General features: G+C 62.6%; 13 protein-coding genes. 3 read left to right on the plus strand and 10 right to left on the minus strand.

All coding sequences use genetic code 11. The features are described from left to right. Window positions 1–209: 209 nt before the first annotated feature. Window positions 210–2,345 (minus strand): patatin-like phospholipase family protein, encoded by a 2,136-nt coding sequence (locus ACODSD_RS06825; protein ID WP_235088465.1) that lies wholly within the window; start codon window positions 2,343–2,345, stop codon window positions 210–212. Between the two features lie 311 nt (window positions 2,346–2,656). On the opposite strand from ACODSD_RS06825, the gene ACODSD_RS06830 reads away from it, so the two are divergent. After that, window positions 2,657–4,090: a PilZ domain-containing protein gene (locus tag ACODSD_RS06830; RefSeq protein ID WP_227103326.1), complete on the plus strand. Its 1,434-nt coding sequence runs from the start codon at window positions 2,657–2,659 to the stop codon at window positions 4,088–4,090. Between the two features lie 82 nt (window positions 4,091–4,172). Here the strand turns inward: ACODSD_RS06830 and ACODSD_RS06835 are convergent, their stop codons facing one another. From ACODSD_RS06835 to ACODSD_RS06875, 9 genes are all read right to left on the minus strand, one after another. Then, window positions 4,173–5,375, minus strand: coding sequence for an acetyl-CoA C-acyltransferase (locus ACODSD_RS06835; protein ID WP_107798871.1), 1,203 nt, complete (start codon window positions 5,373–5,375; stop codon window positions 4,173–4,175). Window positions 5,376–5,568: 193 nt separating this feature from the next. Further along, window positions 5,569–7,944: a 3-hydroxyacyl-CoA dehydrogenase/enoyl-CoA hydratase family protein gene (locus tag ACODSD_RS06840; RefSeq protein ID WP_488877018.1), complete on the minus strand. Its 2,376-nt coding sequence runs from the start codon at window positions 7,942–7,944 to the stop codon at window positions 5,569–5,571. A gap of 475 nt (window positions 7,945–8,419) precedes the next feature. Then, the gene (locus ACODSD_RS06845) at window positions 8,420–9,892 is read right to left on the minus strand and encodes an OmpP1/FadL family transporter (protein ID WP_486637283.1); all 1,473 of its coding nucleotides are present in this window, start codon (window positions 9,890–9,892) and stop codon (window positions 8,420–8,422) included. Window positions 9,893–10,077: 185 nt separating this feature from the next. Continuing rightward, the gene (locus ACODSD_RS06850; RefSeq protein ID WP_107801726.1) at window positions 10,078–10,455 is read right to left on the minus strand and encodes an acyl-CoA thioesterase; all 378 of its coding nucleotides are present in this window, start codon (window positions 10,453–10,455) and stop codon (window positions 10,078–10,080) included. Window positions 10,456–10,581: 126 nt separating this feature from the next. Next, window positions 10,582–13,035, minus strand: coding sequence for an acyl-CoA dehydrogenase (locus ACODSD_RS06855; protein WP_488877019.1), 2,454 nt, complete (start codon window positions 13,033–13,035; stop codon window positions 10,582–10,584). A 90-nt stretch (window positions 13,036–13,125) separates the two neighbouring features. Beyond that, window positions 13,126–13,773: a TetR/AcrR family transcriptional regulator gene (locus ACODSD_RS06860; protein WP_019102939.1), complete on the minus strand. Its 648-nt coding sequence runs from the start codon at window positions 13,771–13,773 to the stop codon at window positions 13,126–13,128. 202 nt (window positions 13,774–13,975) lie between these two features. Further along, window positions 13,976–15,163, minus strand: a complete 1,188-nt coding sequence (locus tag ACODSD_RS06865) for an O-succinylhomoserine sulfhydrylase (RefSeq protein WP_227103336.1) — start codon at window positions 15,161–15,163, stop codon at window positions 13,976–13,978. A gap of 281 nt (window positions 15,164–15,444) precedes the next feature. Next, window positions 15,445–16,056 carry a M15 family metallopeptidase gene (locus tag ACODSD_RS06870; RefSeq protein ID WP_488877020.1) on the minus strand — a complete coding sequence of 204 codons (612 nt, stop codon included), beginning with the start codon at window positions 16,054–16,056 and terminating at the stop codon, window positions 15,445–15,447. Window positions 16,057–16,090: 34 nt separating this feature from the next. Further along, window positions 16,091–17,314, minus strand: a complete 1,224-nt coding sequence (locus ACODSD_RS06875; RefSeq protein ID WP_488877021.1) for a D-amino acid dehydrogenase — start codon at window positions 17,312–17,314, stop codon at window positions 16,091–16,093. 134 nt (window positions 17,315–17,448) lie between these two features. On the opposite strand from ACODSD_RS06875, the gene ACODSD_RS06880 reads away from it, so the two are divergent. Together ACODSD_RS06880 and ACODSD_RS06885 are read left to right on the plus strand one after the other, a co-directional pair. Then, complete coding sequence (locus ACODSD_RS06880; RefSeq protein WP_488877022.1) at window positions 17,449–19,029, plus strand: ABC transporter substrate-binding protein; 1,581 nt, start codon at window positions 17,449–17,451, stop codon at window positions 19,027–19,029. Continuing rightward, the gene (locus ACODSD_RS06885) at window positions 19,017–19,967 is read left to right on the plus strand and encodes a M14 family metallopeptidase (protein WP_488877023.1); all 951 of its coding nucleotides are present in this window, start codon (window positions 19,017–19,019) and stop codon (window positions 19,965–19,967) included. The genes ACODSD_RS06880 and ACODSD_RS06885 overlap by 13 nt, the downstream gene beginning before the upstream one ends. Window positions 19,968–20,143 lie beyond the last annotated feature (176 nt).

Here is a 20,143-nt window from a genome sequence, read left to right on the forward strand (position 1 = left end):
ACACCAGAATTATTCAAACGTTTGTATTTTTACGTCACATATCAACAACAGAAAATACAAGAACTTAAAATTCAACCGTCCGAAAGATCGATAAGCGTGGGCTGGAGCAGCCGTTCGCCCCCACCAGGTCAATAAAAACAAAACGCTATATGGCGGCTGCCATATAGCGTTTTTAGTTTGATGAGCCTCAGGCCCAAGCCACAATCGACTCAGTAGTCGGACCCCAGATACAGATAGGCGGTGGGTTTGCCGCCCTTGGCGGTGCCAACGCCAAGGAAGAACGGCCCGATGATGGTGTCCGCGGCGAGGAAGACCGATCCGGCGGGAATCCAGTTAGTATCGTGCGACGAGAGGTCTTCAGCTCGCACTCGGCCCCAAATCTTGCCCAGCTCCATCGAGATACCGGCGTAAACGCCGGAGCCAATCGCCGACGGCAGGCTGGACGCTCGCCAATACAGCATCGAGCGGAAAAGGGACGAGCGATCGCCAATCAGTTCGGAGTCCTGATAACCGCTCAGATTCAAGAAGCCGCCCAGCGATCTGGGCAAGGTCTGGGCATCCTCTCTGTCGTCGAGATTCAAAGCGCCCTTGTTCTTGGCGGTCAAGCGCATCGTCACACTGCCCAGAGTCTTGACATACTCCATGGTCGTATCGTAGTTGGTCAGATTGACATCGCTGCCCCAGGATGGAATGCTCTTGGTCAACCGGCCACTAAAGAAGTAGCCAGAGCGCGGCCAGCGCGGATTGTCGAACTGATCCACCACCAAGCTGGTGCCCACCCCGGTATCCCGAAAGTTTGACGGCACCAAGCCAGGAAACCAAGATACCCGCGAGCCGAAGTGATTATCGTCCCGGTACGCGCCAATCCGCCACTCGCCGTAACGCCCCAAGGCCACGCCGCCATCCAGACGCACGCTGCCCACATCATTGTTCCACTCCGTATTTAACGAATGGTCCGCGTTATAAATCGACAAAAAATCCTGTCGATACCCAAAGGACGCCGCGCCGAACACCGGGCTGCCCTCGTACAGCGGCTGGTACCACTCGGTCTTGAACAGCTTGTTCTGGCCGATGGACACATCGTTGCGCCAGGCGCCGCCGGCGCTATTGGCGTTGCGCCATTCATGCGAAGCCAAAAAGTTGAAATTGCTCTCGCCCGGCGTCGCGCTGCTCAGATTCAGGCCGAAGCGCAGAAAGTTCGGGCCGATGCTGCGCTCCAGCGGCGACACCGTCATCACATTGCGGCCGGACACACTGTCCACGCGGTAGGTCAGCCGGTCGTAGTCGCCGCCGGCGAACACGCCGCGCAGACGGGTCTGAGCGCTGCTGATCGGCTCCACCACCGAGGAGAAAGCCAGCGATTTGGCCAGTTGCTCCGGCTTGGTGAACTGGCCGGGCTTGCCTTCCACCTGAATCTTGTCGATCAAGGGGAAGTGCGGCCGCTCCAAGCGGCGCTTCCACGCCGCGTACTCTTCTTCCGACACCGAATAGGCCGACAGCTGCTTGGCCAGAGCCTTGGCCGCCCCCTCGCCGCGCTGGGTGATTGCCTGGTGTTCGCTAAAAGAGGCCGCGGTATAACCGCTCAAATCCGGCTTGATCACCAGATCGCGCTTATCCAGCTTCCGCAACTGCTCCTTGGCGTTGCGGCTGACCATCAGATTGGAAGTCTGCGCCACCACATCGAACAGGCTGTTGATCTCTTTCGCCTTCATCAGCGGCGTGGACACGTCGACGACGATCACCCGATCGGCGCAGCGGCCTTTGACATCCTGAATCGGCAGATTGCGCGCCAGGCCGCCGTCCACCAGCAGGCGGCCATCGTCGTCTTCTATCAGGTCGAACAAGCCCGGCACCGCCATGCTGGCGCGCAGCGCGCGCGCCAGCGAGCCCTGCGCGAACACCACCGGTTCACCGGTGGCCAAGTCGGTAGCCACCGCGCGAAACGGGATCGGCAACTGATCAAAACTGCCCACCACGCGATCACGCGTCAGCTTGTGGATGTACAGCTCGATTTCCTGCGAATTGATCGCGCTGCGCGGCACTTTCAGACCGTCCTTCTTCAAGCCGAAGGTAACGTCCAGATAGTTCTTGTAATCGTCGCGCTTGCGATCGTAGGGCACGTCCGCCCGCGTCGGCTTGCCGGAGAGCAAGGCGTCCCAATCGGCGGCGTCAAACTCGTGCTCCATCTGCGCCAAAGGCAAGCCATTTGCATAAATACCACCAATCAGGGCGCCGGCGCTGGTCCCCGCGATACAGGCGATGGGAATCCGCAAACGCTCCAGTTCCTTCAGCACCCCCAGGTGGGCGAAACCGCGCGCGCCGCCGCCGCCCAGCACCAAACCCACGCCTTGCGGCGGATACGCGCCAAGCTCTTCCCCGTTGCCTGCCCAGGCCGTTTGCGACAAAACCCCGAGCAACAGCAGCGATGTCAGCCGCTGTCGCCGATTCCAGCGATTGTTATTTGTAAGCATATGGGTAAATAATGAGAATTACCGTTTCACCCACGCCTGCGCGTGGCGTAAGATATAGCGATATGCCAATGAAAACATAATTTCCTATAAAGCCGGGCTAAATGTTTGACTTCAAATCACTAGTCAGTTCCCTACTGAACAAAAACACGACTGCCTCCGAAGTGGCGCAGTCTGCAACGCTATTAGTGCGCGACCTGCCTGAAACCGAGTATTTCGGCGCCTTGGTGGAAATCATCAAAGCCGTCGCCAAAATCAATACCGACACCGATATCTCGCTGAAAGAGCGCGTCAAGACCCTGGTCTACGTCGACGACAAGGCCAACAACATCCATCGCCAGCTGTGCCGGGACTATTTGCAGTCCAAAGGCGGCAGCAAAGGCTATCTGCCCACCATCCTCGCCTACTGGCACGAGCTGTCCTCCGCCTACCAGATCTGCCTGAGACTGTACAAAAGCCACCCCAACGCGGTGCCGGAAGACGAAATCCGCATCGTCACCATCCGCGGCCTGCATCATCAGATGCGGCTGATCGCCTGGAACTCCCTGCGCTATCTGAAGCCGGAAGGCGCCGCCTGGCAAAACGGTTTCCGCTTTTTCAGCCAGGCGGAGGAAAGCGGTTTTTCCCGGCACCCGATCAAGCTTTATCTGAACAGCCCGGACGAATTCAGCTGTGAACAACTGCTGATCCAGGCCGGCATGCTCTTCCTGGCGCAGACCGACAATATGCTGCACAAGGAGATCATCGCGGTAGACCAGTTGCTGATGATGCTGAGCCAGAGCATTCCGCTGGACAAACAGCCGCCGGTGGAAGAGCCCATCTTCGTCTACAACCTGTCGATGCCCGAACCGCCGCAAGCCATGCTGCGCGGCATGGCCGGCAAATGGCACCGCTACTGGTCCGCTTACGAGATCACCAGCCGCCTGGCGGATCTGATGTTCGATCTGGACAGGCGGATCCCTCCCGCCCTGGCGGCCATGGACGGCGGGCTGGAGCGCGAGGAATGGGCCATTCTATGCGAAAAACTGGCCATTCGCTGGTCTACCGACGGCGGCAAATCGCTGCGCAAGTCGGAGCGCTCGCTGCACGCGTCCAACGCCCATGTCAGCATAGGCTTCGAACGCGTCGCCTATCAGGTCAAGGTTCAGGACGTGCCGACGCAGGACCCCGAGCGCGCCAGCGATTGGCGCATCAACGACATCAGTTCCACCGGCATGGGCCTCACCTTCATCGGCAAGGCGGTGGAACAGCTGGCCATCGGCCGCGTCATCCTGGTCAAAGCGGACAATCACCCGCAGCTGCTGGGCGTGATCCGCCGCATCCTGCGCCAAAGCAACGGCACCAAGGTGGGCATAGAAATCCTCGGGCAAAACCCCGTCGGCGTATCGCTGCTGGACCCCGAGCACTCGGAATCCCCGCCCTCCACCGCCATCTACATCACCCAGCCCAATTCCCGCAAAGGCCAGCGCTACTTCCTGATGCCCAAGGCCCTGACGCTGCCGGACAAGCAATTGGTGCTGGCGGCGCAAGGCAAGTCCTACCAGATTCGCCTCAAAACCCCGCAGCACGAATACGAGGACTGCAGCCACAGCGACTTCGACACGCTGTCCAAGGTGGACTAAGCCCCGCCCCCCGCCGCGCGGCGGGCAATAAAAAACCGGCTCGCCATGGCGAGCCGGTTTTTTTACGCGAGAACCGTCCCGCTTACAAGACTTCGATGATGCCGGCGGCGCCCATGCCGGTGCCGATGCACATGGTCACCATGCCGTAGCCCTTCTGGCCGGCGTCGCGCATGCCGTGCACCAGGGTGGCGGTGCGGATGGCGCCGGTGGCGCCCAGAGGGTGACCCAGAGCGATGGCGCCGCCATGCGGGTTGACCTTGGAGGTATCCAGCTCCAGATCGCGGATCACCGCCAAAGCCTGTGCCGCAAACGCCTCGTTCAGTTCGATCCACTTCAGGTCGTCCTGCTTCAGGCCCGCCTGGCTCAAAGCGGCCGGGATCGCCTCTTTCGGACCAATGCCCATGATTTCCGGCGGCACGCCCTTGACCGCGAAAGTGACGTAGCGGCCCAGCGGAGTCAGATTGAACTCCTTGAGCACGCGCTCGGACACCAGAATCACCGCGCCGGCGCCGTCGGACATCTGCGAGGAATTGCCGGCGGTGACCGAACCCTTGGCGTCGAACACCGTTTTCAGCTTGGCCAGGCCTTCCAGCGTGGTCTCGCGGCGCGGGCCTTCGTCGGTGTCCAGCACGCGGGTCTTGACCGCCACTTCGCCGGTTTCCAGATTGGGCGTGCGGTAGGTCGCCTCCAGCGGCGTGATCTCGCTCTTGAACTTGCCGCCGTCGATCGCGGCCAGCGCGCGGCGATGCGATTCCACCGCGAACGCGTCCTGGTCTTCGCGCGACACGCCCCACTGCTGCGCCACTTTTTCGGCGGTCAGGCCCATGCCGTAAGCGATGCCGTAGTTTTCATCCTTGGCGAAGATTTCCGGGTTCAGCGACACCTTGTTGCCCATCATAGGCACCAGCGACATCGACTCGGCGCCCGCGGCGATCACCACGTCGGCCTCGCCCAGGCGGATGCGGTCGGCGGCCATCTGCACCGCGTTGATGCCCGACGAGCAGTAACGGTTGATGGTGATGCCGCCCACGGTATTGGGCAGGCCGGCCAGCAACACGCCGATGCGCGCCATGTTCAGACCCTGTTCCGCTTCCGGGAAGGCGCAGCCCACCACGCAGTCGGAAATCAGCTTCGGATCCAGATTAGGCACCTGGGCCAGCGCGCCGGTGATCACGTGCGCCAGCATATCGTCCGGACGCACATGACGCATCATGCCGCGCGGCGCCTTGCCCACCGGCGTGCGGGTGACGGCGACGATGTAAGCTTCTTGTACTTGTTTGCTCATTTTGATTCTCCTGTCGGCGGCCTGACCCGCGCTCCGGCGATCAGGCTGCCTTTCATCTGGCTATTGGCCGTGCTTGCGGGAGGATTCGTCGCGAGCGGGCCGAGATCGAAGCGAGAAGCGCAGCCGTACATGCGGTACGGCGAGCATCGCAGCATTCGATATCGGCGCGCGCAGCAGAATCACCCCCAAGCACTTAGTTGCGCAGCGGCTTGCCGGTGGTCAACATATTGGCGATGCGATCCTGGGTCTTGGAGTTTTTCAGCAAGGTCATGAAGGCCTTGCGCTCCAGATCCAGAATCCACTGCTCATTGACCAGGGTGCCGGCCTCGACGTCGCCGCCGGTCATCACGTCGGCGATCAGGCCGGCGATGAAGAAGTCATGCTTGGAAATGAAGTTGCCCTCCAGCATGTTCACCAACTGGCCCTTGATGGACGCGGCGCCGCTGCGGCCGGCCACCGGGAAGCCCTTGACCTTGAGCGGCGGACGGTAGCCGGCTTCGGCCAGAGCGATCGCCTGCTGTTTAGCCACGTGCAACAACTCGTAAGCGTTGAACACCACCGGGTCGCCATTGCGGAAGAAGCCGATTTCCTGCGCTTCGAAGCCGCTGGTGGCCACTTTGGCGGTGGCGATGGCCATGAAGTAGTCCTTCAGCGCGGCCAGCACGTCGCCGCGCGCTTCCTGAGCGGCGCGCAAGGCGAATTCTTTGCAGCCGCCGCCGCCCGGCAGCAGGCCGACGCCCACTTCCACCAGACCGACATAGGATTCCAGCGCCGCCACGGTCTTGTCGCAGTGCATCGCGAATTCGCAGCCGCCGCCGAACACATAGCCCTGGGTCGCCGCCACCGTCGGCACCTGGCAATAGCGCAGGCGCATCGAGGTTTCCTGGAAGCGGCGCACCGTCGCGTCGATCGCGTCCCAATCGCCCATCATGAAGGCCGGCATCATAGACTGCAGATCGGCGCCGACGGAGAACGGCTCCTCGGTCTGCCAGATCACCAGGCCCTTGAAGCGGTCTTCGGCGATGTCGACGGCCTTGTTCAGACCCTCGATCACGGCCGGGCCGATCGCATGCGCCTTGGACTTGAACGACACCACCAGCACTTCGTCGCCGGTGGTGAAGGCGCGCACGCCCTCGTTTTCGAACACGGTTTCGCCCAGCGGCGCCGCCGCCTCGCCCAGCACCTTCGCCGGCGCCAGCTGACGCTGGTACACGTCCAGCGTGGAGCGGCCCACCAGCTTGTTGCCGGCCGGATCGTAAGAACCTTCGGCGAAGTGCACGCCGGCGCGGTCGCCCTGCAGCACCCAGGCCGGCAGCGCGGCGGCGCTCAGCGCCTTGCCGGCTTTTACGTCCTCGTCCAGCCACTTGGCCACTTGCTGCCAGCCGGCGGCCTGCCAGGTTTCAAACGGACCCACGCTCCAGCCGAAGCCCCAGCGGATGGCGAAGTCGACGTCGCGCGCGCTATTGGCGATATCGGCCAGGTGGTGGGAAATGTAATGGAACACATCGCGGAAACATGCCCACAGGAATTGCGCCTGCGGATGGCTGCTCTCGCGCAGTTTCTGGAATTTTTCCGCCGGATTGGCGATCTTCAGGATTTCCTTGACCGCGTCGTCGCCCTTCTCGCCGGAGCCGACGTACTCGCCCTTGGCCGGGTCCAGCACCAACATGCGCTTGCCGTCTTTCTTATAGATGCCGGCCTTGGTCTTGGCGCCCAGCGCGCCGGCGGCGATCAGCTTCTGCATCCATTCCGGAGTCTGGAACAGGCCGTGCCACGGGTCTTGCGGCAGGGTGTCCTGCATGGTTTTGACCACGTGGGCGAAAGTGTCCAGGCCCACCACGTCGGCGGTGCGGAAGGTGGCCGATTTGGGGCGACCCAGACGCGGACCGGTCAGGTCGTCCACCACGTCGAAGCGGATGCCGAACTTGTCAGCGTTGGCGATGGTGGCCAGCATCGAGAATACGCCGATGCGGTTGGCGACGAAGTTGGGGGTGTCCTTGGCGCGAACCACGCCCTTGCCCAGGCTGGACACCAGGAAGCGCTCCAGCTTATCCAGGATGTGCGCGTCCGAGGTCAGGCAGGGAATGATTTCCACCAGATGCATATAGCGCGGCGGATTGAAGAAATGCACGCCGCAGAAACGCGGGCGCACATTGTCCGGGCAGCTTTGCGCCAGCGTGTTGATCGACAGGCCGGACGTATTGGTGGCGAAAATGGTGTGCTCGCCCAGGTGCGGCGCCACTTTGTGGTACAGATCCGCTTTCCAGTCCATGCGCTCGGCGATGGCTTCGATCACCAGGTCGCAATCCTTCAAGAGGTGCAGGTGGTCGTCGTAGTTGGCCGGCTGAATGTGGTTGACGGCATCCTTATTGGCCAAGGGAGCGGGCTTCTGCTTTTTCAAGCCTTCCAGCGCCTTGAGCACGATGCCGTTCTTGTCGCCTTCCTTGGCGGGCAAGTCGAACAGGATGGTCGGAACTTTGGCATTCACCAGATGGGCGGCGATTTGAGCCCCCATCACGCCAGCGCCTAACACGGCTACCTTGCGTACGTTGAACTTGGTTTGAGACATGGTTTCCTCGTTTTGTTGAAACACAACATGAGACAGGCCCCTCTCGCCTGCTCAGCCTGCCTCAAGGACGGGCGTTGTTCGTCCTTGCGCTGAGTCGGCGGCGCGCCGCCGCTGCAGCCGGCACAACTCGGCCGGCCGGGAGAATGATTATGATGAAGCCCGGCCCGCCCGGAAGCCTGGCGAGAGATGGCTTTCCCACCGCCGCGGACATCCGTCAATCTACTGAAAAACCGCGCCGGCAGCCACTATCGCGGCGGATCAAGCGCAGCTGGAAAAGATCTGCATTGAAAAATATCAAACACTCGCTTTTCTATCAAATAAGTCTAACCCAATTTGGGCAAAAAAACAGGGGGTTCATAGAAAAATAGAGAGAGAAAACAAGCGGGAAAACCGGCGCAGCGCAGACGCAAAAACCGGGCGAGCGCCACCGCGCCCGCCCGACCCGAAATCCGCGCGCCCAGCGGCGCCGATTCAATTAAAACCGGTAGTTGTACTGCAAGCCGATCAGCTGCAGATAGGTCTTGTAGCTGCCTTTGACCGTGCCGCCGTTGCCGGTACACAACTGGCCATTGGACATCTGGCCGCTAGGATTGCAAGTATCCGTGTAATTGACGTTAGCGTTCGTAAAGTTAATGAAGCTATACGCGACGTCGATCGAGCTTTGCTTGTTGATCTTGTAGTTGGCGCCCAGCGACAACCACAAACGATCGCTGTCCGGCAGCGCCGGATGACGGTCATTATCGGACTGCAGCGGCGATTGCTCCCAGGCCACGCCGCCGCGGAACAGCCAGGCATCGTTGTACAGGTAGTTGGCGCCCAGGGAGACACGCCAGGTATCGCGCCAGTTCTGGTGGATCACCATATCACCCTGTGCGGTACCACCCACAGTGGACTGCTGGATCACGATATCCTTCATTTGCGAGTTGGCCACCCAGGTCACATCGCCCATCACCGCCCATTTCGGGTTCAACTGATGGAAGAAGTTAGCGGATGCAGTTTCCGGCGTAGTGACATCCACCTTGGCAGAAGCGTTGGGATGCTTACCTTTCGCCAGAGCACCCAAAGAGTTTTGCGCAATCGGGAATCCAGGAATGCCACCAAAGGCATTGTTCGTAACATTATTGAATGTCCAAGTAGATGAACCACTCAAAGACTGCTTGATACTGGAACGGTACGCCAAACCAAACCGGGTATTTTCGTTTAACTGGAACATATAACCAATGTTCCAACCAAAACCCCAATCATCACCCTGAACATCCGCCAAACCATCACCGCGAACGCCAATCGCGCCAAGCGCCCCAGCAATCTGCGCAGGCGTCGCGCCACCAGCCTTTAACCGAGCGGCCAATGCGCCATTAACCCCCGTAGTCGCATCCGCCATCTGCTGCAGCTTAGCGTCCATATACTGCGCGGAAAGACCGAAACCGAAGGAATGGCGGTCATCCAGTTTGAACGACATCGAAGGGTTGAAGTTGAAGGACTGCAGATTCACGCTCTTCAAGGCATAACGGCCGGCCCAGTCGAAACCATAGTCCAGTTTGGCGCCATAGGGCACGAACACGCCCAAGCCCAGATTGATCTTGTCGTTCAGCTTGTGCGACAGGTAAAAGTTGGGCGCCGCCACGGCCTTGGGTGCAAAGGAACCGCCATTGCCGCCGCCGGTAGACTGCCCAAGAACGTTGGTGGAACCGTTATCGGTGTACTCGGAATGCGGCACGACCAAGGTCGCGCCGCCGGAAAACTGCGTACCCTCCAGCCGGGACAGACCGGCCGGGTTGGCGAAAATAGTGGAAGGATCGTTGGCCTCGGCGCCGTTGGCATGCGCCGTGCCCTGGCCGGACACGCTCTGCGAACCAAACTGATAACCCGAGGCCACGGCCTGGGTGGACATTAGACCGAATGTTGCGCCCATGACCATCACGGACAGGCTGAGGTGCTTGAGTTTCATGTTCTCCCTCTCTCTTTGGCGTTGCTATAGTGTTCTTAGGTGTTAGATGACCAATAACAAGCACTGGTCATATTTGATGCTACCAGAGAATTAGAGCAATTCCACAAGGTTTTGGAGTGTTTGTTCCAAACAAACGTTTAATGAGACATTTCTGCAACAAGCACGCAAAAAAGCATGGAAATGCGCTAAATAACACCTAAAAGACGCGATTTTCCATCGCAATCCACCGCCACATAGGTGGCCACCACTTCGGTGATCGCCTCGTGCGAGCCATCGATGCGCTCCGCTTCGACAGTGATTTTCAGGGTGATGGACTTCTGGCCTATTCTCAGCCGTTCCACATAAAGGTCCACCACGTCGCCCAGCAGGATGGGCGCGGCAAATTGAAAGGTATTGACCGCCACCGTGGTCACCGGGCCGCGCGACAGGCGCTCGGCGTCAAGGCTGCCGGCCATGTCGATCTGATTCATCAGCCAACCGGCCTGGACTCGGCCGTAAGCGTTGGTGCTGGTTGGCAGCGCGCGCACGCGCAGCGTGGGAATCCGGACTTCAGGGCGGTCCATGCTCACTCCTTTGTTCTTGTTCATCGCTCGATCTTGGCGACTTTTCATCATTTCACGCCAGCGGCCGTCTGCCAGCCGCTGGCGTGAAATGCCGGGACGGATCCCGGCAAATCTTACCCCTTACACTCAGAAGATCAAGCGTTGCAGCAGCTTATCGTCATGTTGCTCCAGCATCTTGTCGAAATCGTCCACCATGATCACGTCGCGCTTGAGCTTGCGCGCGCGGCTGACGGCGTCGAACTCGGCCTGATTGAGCAAACCGGCCGCCAAGGCTTCCGCCAGGCGCTCGCGCGCGGTCACCGACACGAACTTGCCGTCGCGCGCCAGCTTGCGCAGCTTCTGCTCCAGCGGCTCGGTGGCCAGCACCGCCTCCAGCGCGTGCGCCAGCACGCCCACCGCATCGGTTTCCTCCTTGGGCAGATACATGCCGCGCGTCAGCCGCTCGCGGGTCGCGCCCGGCTCCATCATCGCGCGCGCCACCTGGGTGCCGACGCGGTCGGACGCCGGCTTGAGCGTCAGGCCCCACGGGAAGATCAGCTTGCGCAGCACCGCCGCCAGCATGCGGCTGGGCAAGTTGGCCAGGAAGCCGTCCATCGCCTGCTGCACATCGTACAAGGCGTTTTCCACCGACCATTGCAACACCGCCAGGTCTTCCTTGGGCGCGCCGTCGCGCTCGAAACGCTTCAGGCAGGCGGAGGCGATGTAAAGACCGGACAGCATGTCGCCCAGACGCGCGGACAGCTTCTCGCGGAACTTCAGGCCGCCGCCCAGGCTGAACATCGCCATATCGGACAGCAAGGCGAAGGCGCTGGAGAAACGGGTCAGCCGGCGATAGTAGGCGCCGACTTCGCCGCCGCGCGGCGCGCCGACGAAACGGGCGCCGCTCAGACCCAGCCACAGCGAACGCACCACATTGCTGATCACGAAGTTGATGTGACCGGTGATGGCGGCGTCGAACTCCTTGCCGTCGTCAGTCATCGCCGCCTTCATTTCGCGCAGCACGAAGGGATGGCAGCGGATCGCGCCCTGGCCGTAGATGATCATCGAACGGGTCAGGATGTTGGCGCCTTCCACGGTGATGCCGATCGGAATCGCCTGATAGGCGCGCGCCAGATAGTTGCGCGGTCCCAGCACCACGGCCTTGCCGCCATGGATGTCCATCGCGTCGTTGATGGCTTTGCGCATGCGCTCGGTGTTGTGGTATTTGAGGATGGCGGACAGCACCGACGGCTTCTCGCCGGTATCGAGGCCGGTCAAGGCCAGGTCCTGCGAGGCCTCCATCTGATAGGTGTAGCCGCCGATGCGCGCCATCGCCTCGTCCACGCCTTCGAACTTGCCGATGGGCAGACCGAACTGATCGCGGATGCGCGCGTAAGCGCCGGTGACGAAGGTGCTCATCTTGCCGGAAGCCACCGACATCGCCGGCAGGGAAATGCAGCGGCCCACCGACAAGCACTCAACCAGCATGCGCCAGCCCTGGCCGGCGAACTCGCGGCCGCCGATGATCCAGTCCAGCGGAATGAACACGTCCTTGCCCCAGGTCGGGCCGTTCATGAAGGCGGCGCCGCCCGGGAAATGGCGACGGCCGATGGCCACGCCCTCGTGTTCGGTGGGCACCAGCGCGCAGGTGATGCCCAGGTCTTCTTTATCGCCTAGCAGATGCTCGGGATCGTACATCTTGAACGCCAGGCCCAGGATGGTGGCCACCGGGGCCAAGGTGATCCAGCGCTTTTCCCAGCTGACGCGCAGGCCCAGCACGTCGTCGAAACGCTCGCCGGTGCGCGGATGGGTGTAGGAACCGCGGCAGACGATGCCGTAGTCGGGAATGCTGCCGGCGTCCGAGCCCGCATAGGGGCTGGTCAGCGCGAAGCAGGGAATCTCCAGACCCTTGGCCAGGCGCGGCAGATAATAATCCTTCTGCTCCTCGGTGCCGTAGTGCTGCAGCAATTCGCCCGGGCCCAGAGAGTTGGGCACCATCACCGATACCGCGGCGGTGCCGCCGCGGGTGGCGATCTTGGTGACCACTTTGGCGTGAGCGTAGTTGGAGAACTCCAGACCGCCGTACTGCTTTTTGACGATCATGCCCAGAAAGCCGTTGTCCTTGATGAATTGCCATACTTCCGGCGGCAGATCCTTCAGCTCGTGGGTGATCTTCCAATCGTCAATCATCGCGCACAGCTGTTCGGTGGGGCCGTCGATGAAGGCCTGTTCTTCCGGCGTCAGCTTGGGATCGGGAAAGGACAGCAGGCGGTTCCAGTCCGGCTTGCCGGAAAACAGGTCGCGATCCCACCAGACCGTGCCGGCGTTGATGGCTTCCTGCTCGGTCTGGGACATCGCCGGCGTGATTTTCTTGAACACGCCGAACACCGGGCCGGTGAACACGGCGCGGCGCAAGGGCGGAAGATTGAGAACGGCGGCGATCACCGCGAAAACAGCCCAGGCCGCCGGCGGCAGCGGGCAATGGAAGACGAACTGGAGCGCGGCTAGCCAGGCGGCCAGCCCCACGGTCCAGGCCAGAACAGGCGCGCGGAAATACGCCAGCGCGCCCAGCAGCACGACCAGAACAACGGCAGATATCATTTTGTTTTACCCTCGTGTTGACCCTTCCATTCCGGCGGCAACAGCAAGGGACGCGGCCTTGGTCGACGCGTCCTGCCCTGCGCTCCGGAATCAGCCTTCCATGGGCGCGACCAGGCCAGCCATGACAAAGGGCACGAGGTATTTGACGATCATGTCCGGATCCCGCGCGCTGACGATCTGACTGCGAGTGAAGATCTTCAGCACATCGTTGCCGGCGAAGGCATTGAACATGACGCTGAACGCAAGATGCATTCTCCAGGCCAACTGCTCCGTGTCCAGCAAGGGCAAGGCGCGCTGAAACGCGCGACTGTAACGCTGGACGAACACGCTGTACTGCTGGGAGATGGTTTCGCGCAACAGGCGGTGGTTCTCCACCAAGGTGCGCGACAACAGGCGCACGAACATCGCCCCGCCGCGCGACGGGTCCTTGGACAGCGATAGGCAGGGCCGTATGAACGACAGCACCAAGCCTTCCACCGACAGTTTCTCCTCCGAGGCCTCCGCCTCCAGCTTGTCCAGTTCCGCCAGGCAGTCCGCTATCAGCGGGGCCAGTCTGCGCATGAACACGGACTCGAACAACGCGTCCTTGGAGCCGAAGTGGTAATTCACCGCGGCCAGGTTTACCTCGGCTTGCTGGGTGATCATGCGCAGCGAGGTCGCTTCGAAACCGTGCTCCACAAACAAGCGTTCTGCAACGTCCAGAATGCGGGTGGCGGTATCGGGGCGGCTTGCTTCCATGTTCTCCAGTGCCTTTTTTGTATTTGCTGGTTTTATGGTCTTGCTCATTTCAGCTTTCGAACAAGCGTTTCAAACTTACGTTTTAATTTGACGAATGTCAAGACATGTCTCGACGGCGCTCGGGCCAAACTCTCAGGGCGGCAACAAAAGCGGCAGTCCGTATTTTAGACTGCCGTTTGAATGAAACACATGTTGAAAGCGTTTAGTCAAGGCCGCGCGCCAAATCCCGCTTCAGATCCTCGACATGCTCTAGGCCCACCGCCACCCGCAACAGGCCTTCGACGATGCCGGCCTTGGACCTGGCTTCCGGCGTGATGCGGGCGTGGGTGGTGGACGCGGGATGCGTAATGGTGGATTTGACGTCGCCCAGATTGGCGGTGCGGGAAATCAGCTGGACCCGGTCCACCACGCGCCAGGCCTCGGCCCTGCCCCCCTTGACCACGAAGGACACCACCGCGCCGCCGCCGCTTTGCTGACGCAAGGCCAGTTCATATTGCGGATGGCTGGCCAGCCCTGGATAAAACACCCGCTCCACCGCCGGCTGCGCTTCCAGCCAGCGCGCCAACTCCAGCGCGTTGGCGCTGTGCTTTTCCATCCGCAGATGCAGGGTTTCCATGCCGGAGAGCAAAGCCCAGGCGTTGAACGGCGCCAAGGTGGGGCCGGCGGTGCGCACGTGCAGGTAGATCTGTTCGATCAGCGCGTCGCTGCCCACCACCGCGCCGCCCATCACCCGGCCATGGCCGTCCAGGTATTTGGTGGCGGAGTGCATCACCAGGTCCGCGCCCAGTTTCAGCGGCTGCTGCAAGGCCGGGGAACAGAAGCTGTTGTCCACCACCAGCAGAGCCTCATGCTGATGGGCAATAGCCGCGATGGCGGCGATGTCGGCGATTTCCGTCAGCGGATTGGACGGCGTCTCCAGAAACAACAAACGGGTATTGGGCCGCGCCGCGTCGCGCCAGGCTTGCAGGTCGGTGGCGTCGACGAAGGTGGTTTCCACGCCGAACTTGGCCAATAGGCCGGCAAACAGATTGGTGGTGGAACCGAACAGGCTTTGCGAGGACAGGATGTGATCGCCGGCCTTGAGCAAGCTCATCATGATGGCCTGGATCGCCGCCATGCCGGTGGCGGTGGCGATGGCGCGCTCACCGCCCTCCATCAGCGCCAGCCGCTGCTGAAAGGCCGCGACGGTGGGGTTGGTGAAGCGGGAATAGGTGTAGCCGTCCAGTTCGCCCAGGAACATGGCCGCGGCCTGTTCCGCCGAATCGTAGGTGAAGCTGGAAGTCAGATGCAGGCTTTGGCTGTGCTCGCGATAATCGCTGATTTCGCGGCCGCCGCGGATTGCCTGGGTTTCCGGGTGCCAACAGGCTTGTTCGATATTGTCGGATGCCATTGATGTTTCTCTGCGGGTGCTTCTAAGAATTTGTTCACGATCGGCTGCGCGTCATGAGACCTGGCGCGGCGAATACTGCTTCGAAAGGCTCATGCGCCGTGCGCACACTCCGCTTTCCCAGCCGCAAGGCCTTGTCTCGCCTTGCCTCGCGGGAACATGAACAGGCGCCAAGGGTAAGGCCAATGGCCATATTGCCTGAAAATCCACGGTTTGCTAAATGCCTGCCGGGCATAAAGCCGCCGGCCCGGCGGCATTAGCGCCAGCCGGCGACGGCGGCCGGCTTACTCGATCAGCAGCATATGCGCGCGCACCCAGTCGCGATCCGCCGCCTCGAAGTGCCACCACTCGGTGGCGATGCCATTGAAGCCGGCCTGGCTCATGCAATGGCGCAACAGCTGACGGTTGGCCACTTGCGCCTCGCTCAGCCTGCCGGTCCGCAACAGCTCCGCCTCGCGCTGCGGCTGCGCCCGTTCGGTGAAGTCGTCGAAACCGGTGCCCATATCCAGCTCGTCCCCGTCGGCATCCTCCACGCTCAGGTCCACCGCCATGCCGAAGCTGTGGATCGAACCGCGCGCCGGGTCGGCGACGTAGATGCGCTGCGGCGTGTCCTTGACGATGTCCCACAGCACCCGCTGCACCCGCCCCGGCCTCAGCGCGTCGAAAACCAGCAAATGGAAGCCGGGACGCAGCCGGCGCAGCTCGCGCGCGGCCATGGCCAGGCCTTCGGCCGCACGGCGGTGCAATAAGGCCGGCGCCGCCTCGCCGTAAAGGTTTCGCCCCACGAAATTGTTGGCGCAGGCATAGCGCAGGTCCAGTCTCACCCCGTCGATGCCCGCTATCGACAGGTATTCCGGATGCGCCGCCAAGTCCTCCATCCCGATCACCGCTTTCATGCTCGCCTCGCTTCCCTCGTCCATCCCCCGGCCCTCACTCCCCCGCCATCTCCCGCGCCAGCCGCTCGGCACTGCCCAGGGCCAAGGTGAAACCCAAGGCGCCGTGTCCCAGATTCAGCCACAGATTGGCCGGACCCCCGGGCGCGCGGCCTATCATGGGCACCCCGTCCGGCGTGGCCGGCCTCAAACCGGCCCATTCCGCCGCCTGTTCCAGGCGGCCCGCCCGCGGCCAATCTCGCATCACTTGCCGGCGCAAGCCGGCCACGCGCCGCGGGTCCGGGCTTTCGTCATAGCCGACCAGGTCCGCCGCCGCCGCCACCCGCAGACGGCCGCCTATCGGCGCGTACAAGATCTTGCGCTCGAAATCGGTGACGCTGAGCGCGGGCAAACCCTCGCCCGCCGGCATGTCCAGGCTATAGCCCTTCAGCGGGTAGAGCGGCAGCCGCAGGCCCAGTTTGCGCGCCAGCCCCGCGCCGCCGACGCCGGCGGCCAACACCAGATGCCGACAAGGCAGAGCGCCTCCGGGCAGCCAAACTTGCCGCACCCGCCCCTGGGCCAGTTCGAAACCTACGACCTCCTCGCCGAAGCGGAACTCTACGTCCAGACCCTCGTCGCGCATTCTTCGCTGCATGGCCAGGCAGAACAGCCTGCAATCCGCCACCTCCTCGTCCGGGGTATGCACCCCGCCGGCCAGCGGCCCGCTCAAGCCGGCCAAGGCCGGCTCCAGCGCGCGGCAGGCGTCCGCGTCCAGCAAACGCTGACGCGCGCCCAGCTCGCTCAAGGCCGCCACGCCCTGTCGCGCATGCTCCAGCGCCGCCGCGCCGCGGTACAGCACCAGCTTGCCGTTGCGCCGCCAGGCGAAACCGTCCAGTCCTTCCGCGCGCAGCGCATCCAACTGCTGGCGGCTGCTTTGCGCCAAACGCCACAATTGGGCGCTGCCGGCGCGGTTGGCCTCGCGGTTGCAGGCCCGGTAGAAGCGCCACAGCCATTGCCACTGGGCCGCGTCCCAACGCGGGCGCAAACGCATCGGCGCGTCCGCGCTCAGCAGCCAGGCCAGCGCCTTGGCCGGCACCCCGGCGTCGGCCAGCGGCGACACATAGCTGTAGCTTAGCTGGCCGCCGTTGGCGTGGCTGGCGCCGGCCGCCGCTTCGCCGCGCCGTTCCAGCACCGTGACCGGCCAGCCCGCCCGCGCCAGCCGCCACGCGCTGCACAGTCCAATCACGCCGGCGCCCACGATCAGCACCCTCGCCTCGTCCATTCCGCCCCCTCGCAAAGTCCGTCAAACCGCAAAGCCGGCTTTCGACGCCGGGAACCAATCGCCAAGACCTTGGACCGACAGCGGTAGATGACGGACAATTCGCCTGCCGCGAACAAGAACTCAGGATAGCGTAAATGACAAAATCGATCCTCTCCCTTTCCCTGTTGCTGGCCGGCGCGCTGCCCGCCGCCGCGCTGGCGGCCAAGCCCCTGGTCTTTTGCGCGGAAGCCGCGCCGGAAGGCTTCGACCCGGCGATGTGGGACACCGCCTCCACCTACAACATCGTCAAGCCCGTCTTTCAGGGGCTGACCGAATTCAAACGCGGCGGCGTGGCGCTGCGCCCTGGGCTGGCGGAAAGCTGGAGCGTGTCGGCGGACGGGCTGGAATACACTTTCAAGCTGCGCCGCGGCGTCAAATTCCATCAAACCGATTACTTCAAGCCCAGCCGCGACTTCTCCGCCGACGACGTGGTTTTCACCGTCAACCGCTGGATCCGGCCGGAGCTGCCGTTCAACCAGGCGTTCAAGACCCCGCTGACCGGCCCGGACGGCTACGGCCTGGTCAAGCTGATAGACTCGGTGCAAAAGCTGGACCCGAACACCGTCAAGATCCGGCTGAAAGAACGCAACGCCACCTTCCTGACCTTCTTCGCGATGGGCTTCGCCGGCATGCAGTCGGCGGAGTACGCCCAGCAGTTGCTGCAGGCCGGCAAGCCCGCGCAGATCAATCTGCAGCCCATAGGCACCGGCCCCTACCGCTTCAAGAGCTACGCCAAGGACTCGACCGTGCGCTACGAGGCCAACCCCCAGTACTGGGGCGCGCCGCAGAAAACCCGCAGCCTGATTTTCGCCATCGTCACCGATCCTCAAGTGCGCATCCAGAAACTGAAAGCCAATGAATGCCAGGTGGCCGCGGCGGTGCGCGAGGCCGATCTGGACACCTTGAACGCCGATAAGAACATCAAGATCGCCGCCACCGGCGCCAGCAACATCTCCTATCTGGCCTACAATCTGAAACGGCCGCAATTCGCCAAGCGCGAAGTGCGCGTGGCGCTGGACATCGCCATCAACCGCGACGCCCTGTTCAAGGCGATGTTCCCCAAGGGCGGCGCCACCCAGGCGGTCAACCCCTATCCGCCGTCCACCTGGAGCTGGAACGCCAAAACCCGCAATGAATACAACCCGGCCAAGGCCAAGGCGCTGCTGGCCCAGGCCGGCTACCCCAACGGCTTCGCCCTCGATCTGTGGGCGCTGCCGGTGCAAAGGCCGACCAACCCCAACGGCAAGCTGATGGCGCAGATGATCCAGCAGGACTGGGCCAGGATAGGCGTCAAGGCCAATATTCGATCCTACGAATGGGGCGAATACCTGAAACGCGCCGCCGCCGGCGAACACGATGTCTATATGTCCGGCCTGACCAGCAACTCCGGCGATCCGGACGATTTCCTGTGGAACTCGCTGTCCTGCAGCGTCAGCAAGGGCGGCCAGCGCTTTTGCAACCCCGAGTTCGACAAGCTGCTGCTGCTGGGCCGGCAGGCCACCGAGCAGAAGCAACGCGCCCAGTACTATTTGAAAGCCCAGGAGATTTTCAAATACGAACGTCCCTGGATCACCATGGCCCATTCCCGCATTTACATTCCGCTGCGCAACAATGTGCAGGGTTTCGTGATGAATCCCAACGGCTCTTTCGACTTCGAGGACGTATGGCTCAAATAAACCCAAGCTGGCCGCCCTATTTCGTCAGCCACCGCTATCAGGGCTTGCGGGCCGGCCCCCGCCTGATCGTCACCGCCGCCGTGCACGGCAACGAGGGCTGCGGCACGCTCGCCGTCCGCCGGCTGATGGCGGAGCTGGAACAAGGCGCGCTGGCCTTGCGCGCCGGCCGGCTGACCCTGGTCCCGGTGAGCAATCCGCTGGCCTTTCAGTTGGGCCAGCGCGGCGGTGAACGCAATCTGAACCGCCATCTCGCCCCCAGCGACGCGCCGCGCGATTACGAAGACCATGTCGCCAACTGGCTATGTCCGCTGCTGGCGGAGCACGAGGTTTTGCTGGACTTGCACTCCTTCCAGTCCCAGGGCCAGGCTTTCGTGTTCCTGGGACCGCGCGACAACGCCGGCGAGCTGGAGTCCTTCGCCCTGGCCGCGCAAGAAGAAGCGCTGGCGCAAAGGCTGGGCGTGGCCCGCGCGGTGGACGGCTGGCTCGCCACTTACGCGCTGGGCGTGAGCCGACGCGGCAAGGCCCCGGACGGCGACGTCCGCTACGGCGTCGGCACCACCGAGTACATGCGCCAACAAGGCGGCTGGGCGCTGACGCTGGAGTGCGGCCAGCACGATGACCCGGCCGCGCCTAGCGTCGCCTACCAGGCCATCGTCAACACCTTGGCTCATCTGGGCATGTTGGACGCGCCGCCGCCCGCGGCCGGCCCCTTGGAGGCGCTCAGCCTGTACGAGGTGGTGGACAAGCTCGACGACGGAGACCGCTTCGCCCGCGACTGGACCAGCTTCGACCCGGTGAGCCGAGGCGAGCTGATAGGCTGGCGCGCCGACGGCAGCCCGGTAACGGCGCTGGACGACGGCCGCATCGTCTTCCCCAACCCCCGCAGCCCTAGCGGCCAGGAGTGGTTCTATCTGGCCCGGGCGTCCTCCCGCTTTTGAGAAGCTGTTGACGATCCGCCGCGCGCAGCGAGGCGCGGCCACCGCTTCGGAATGCTCATGCGCCGCATGAGCATTTCTCTTTCCAAGACCGGCTCCCAGCTCCATTCTGCACGACTCAGCATTTCCACTTAAGTATTTGTTTTTCATAAAAACCGCCATTTAGGCCAGCACGCCCC

Source organism: Chromobacterium sp. FG22, assembly GCF_057809415.1.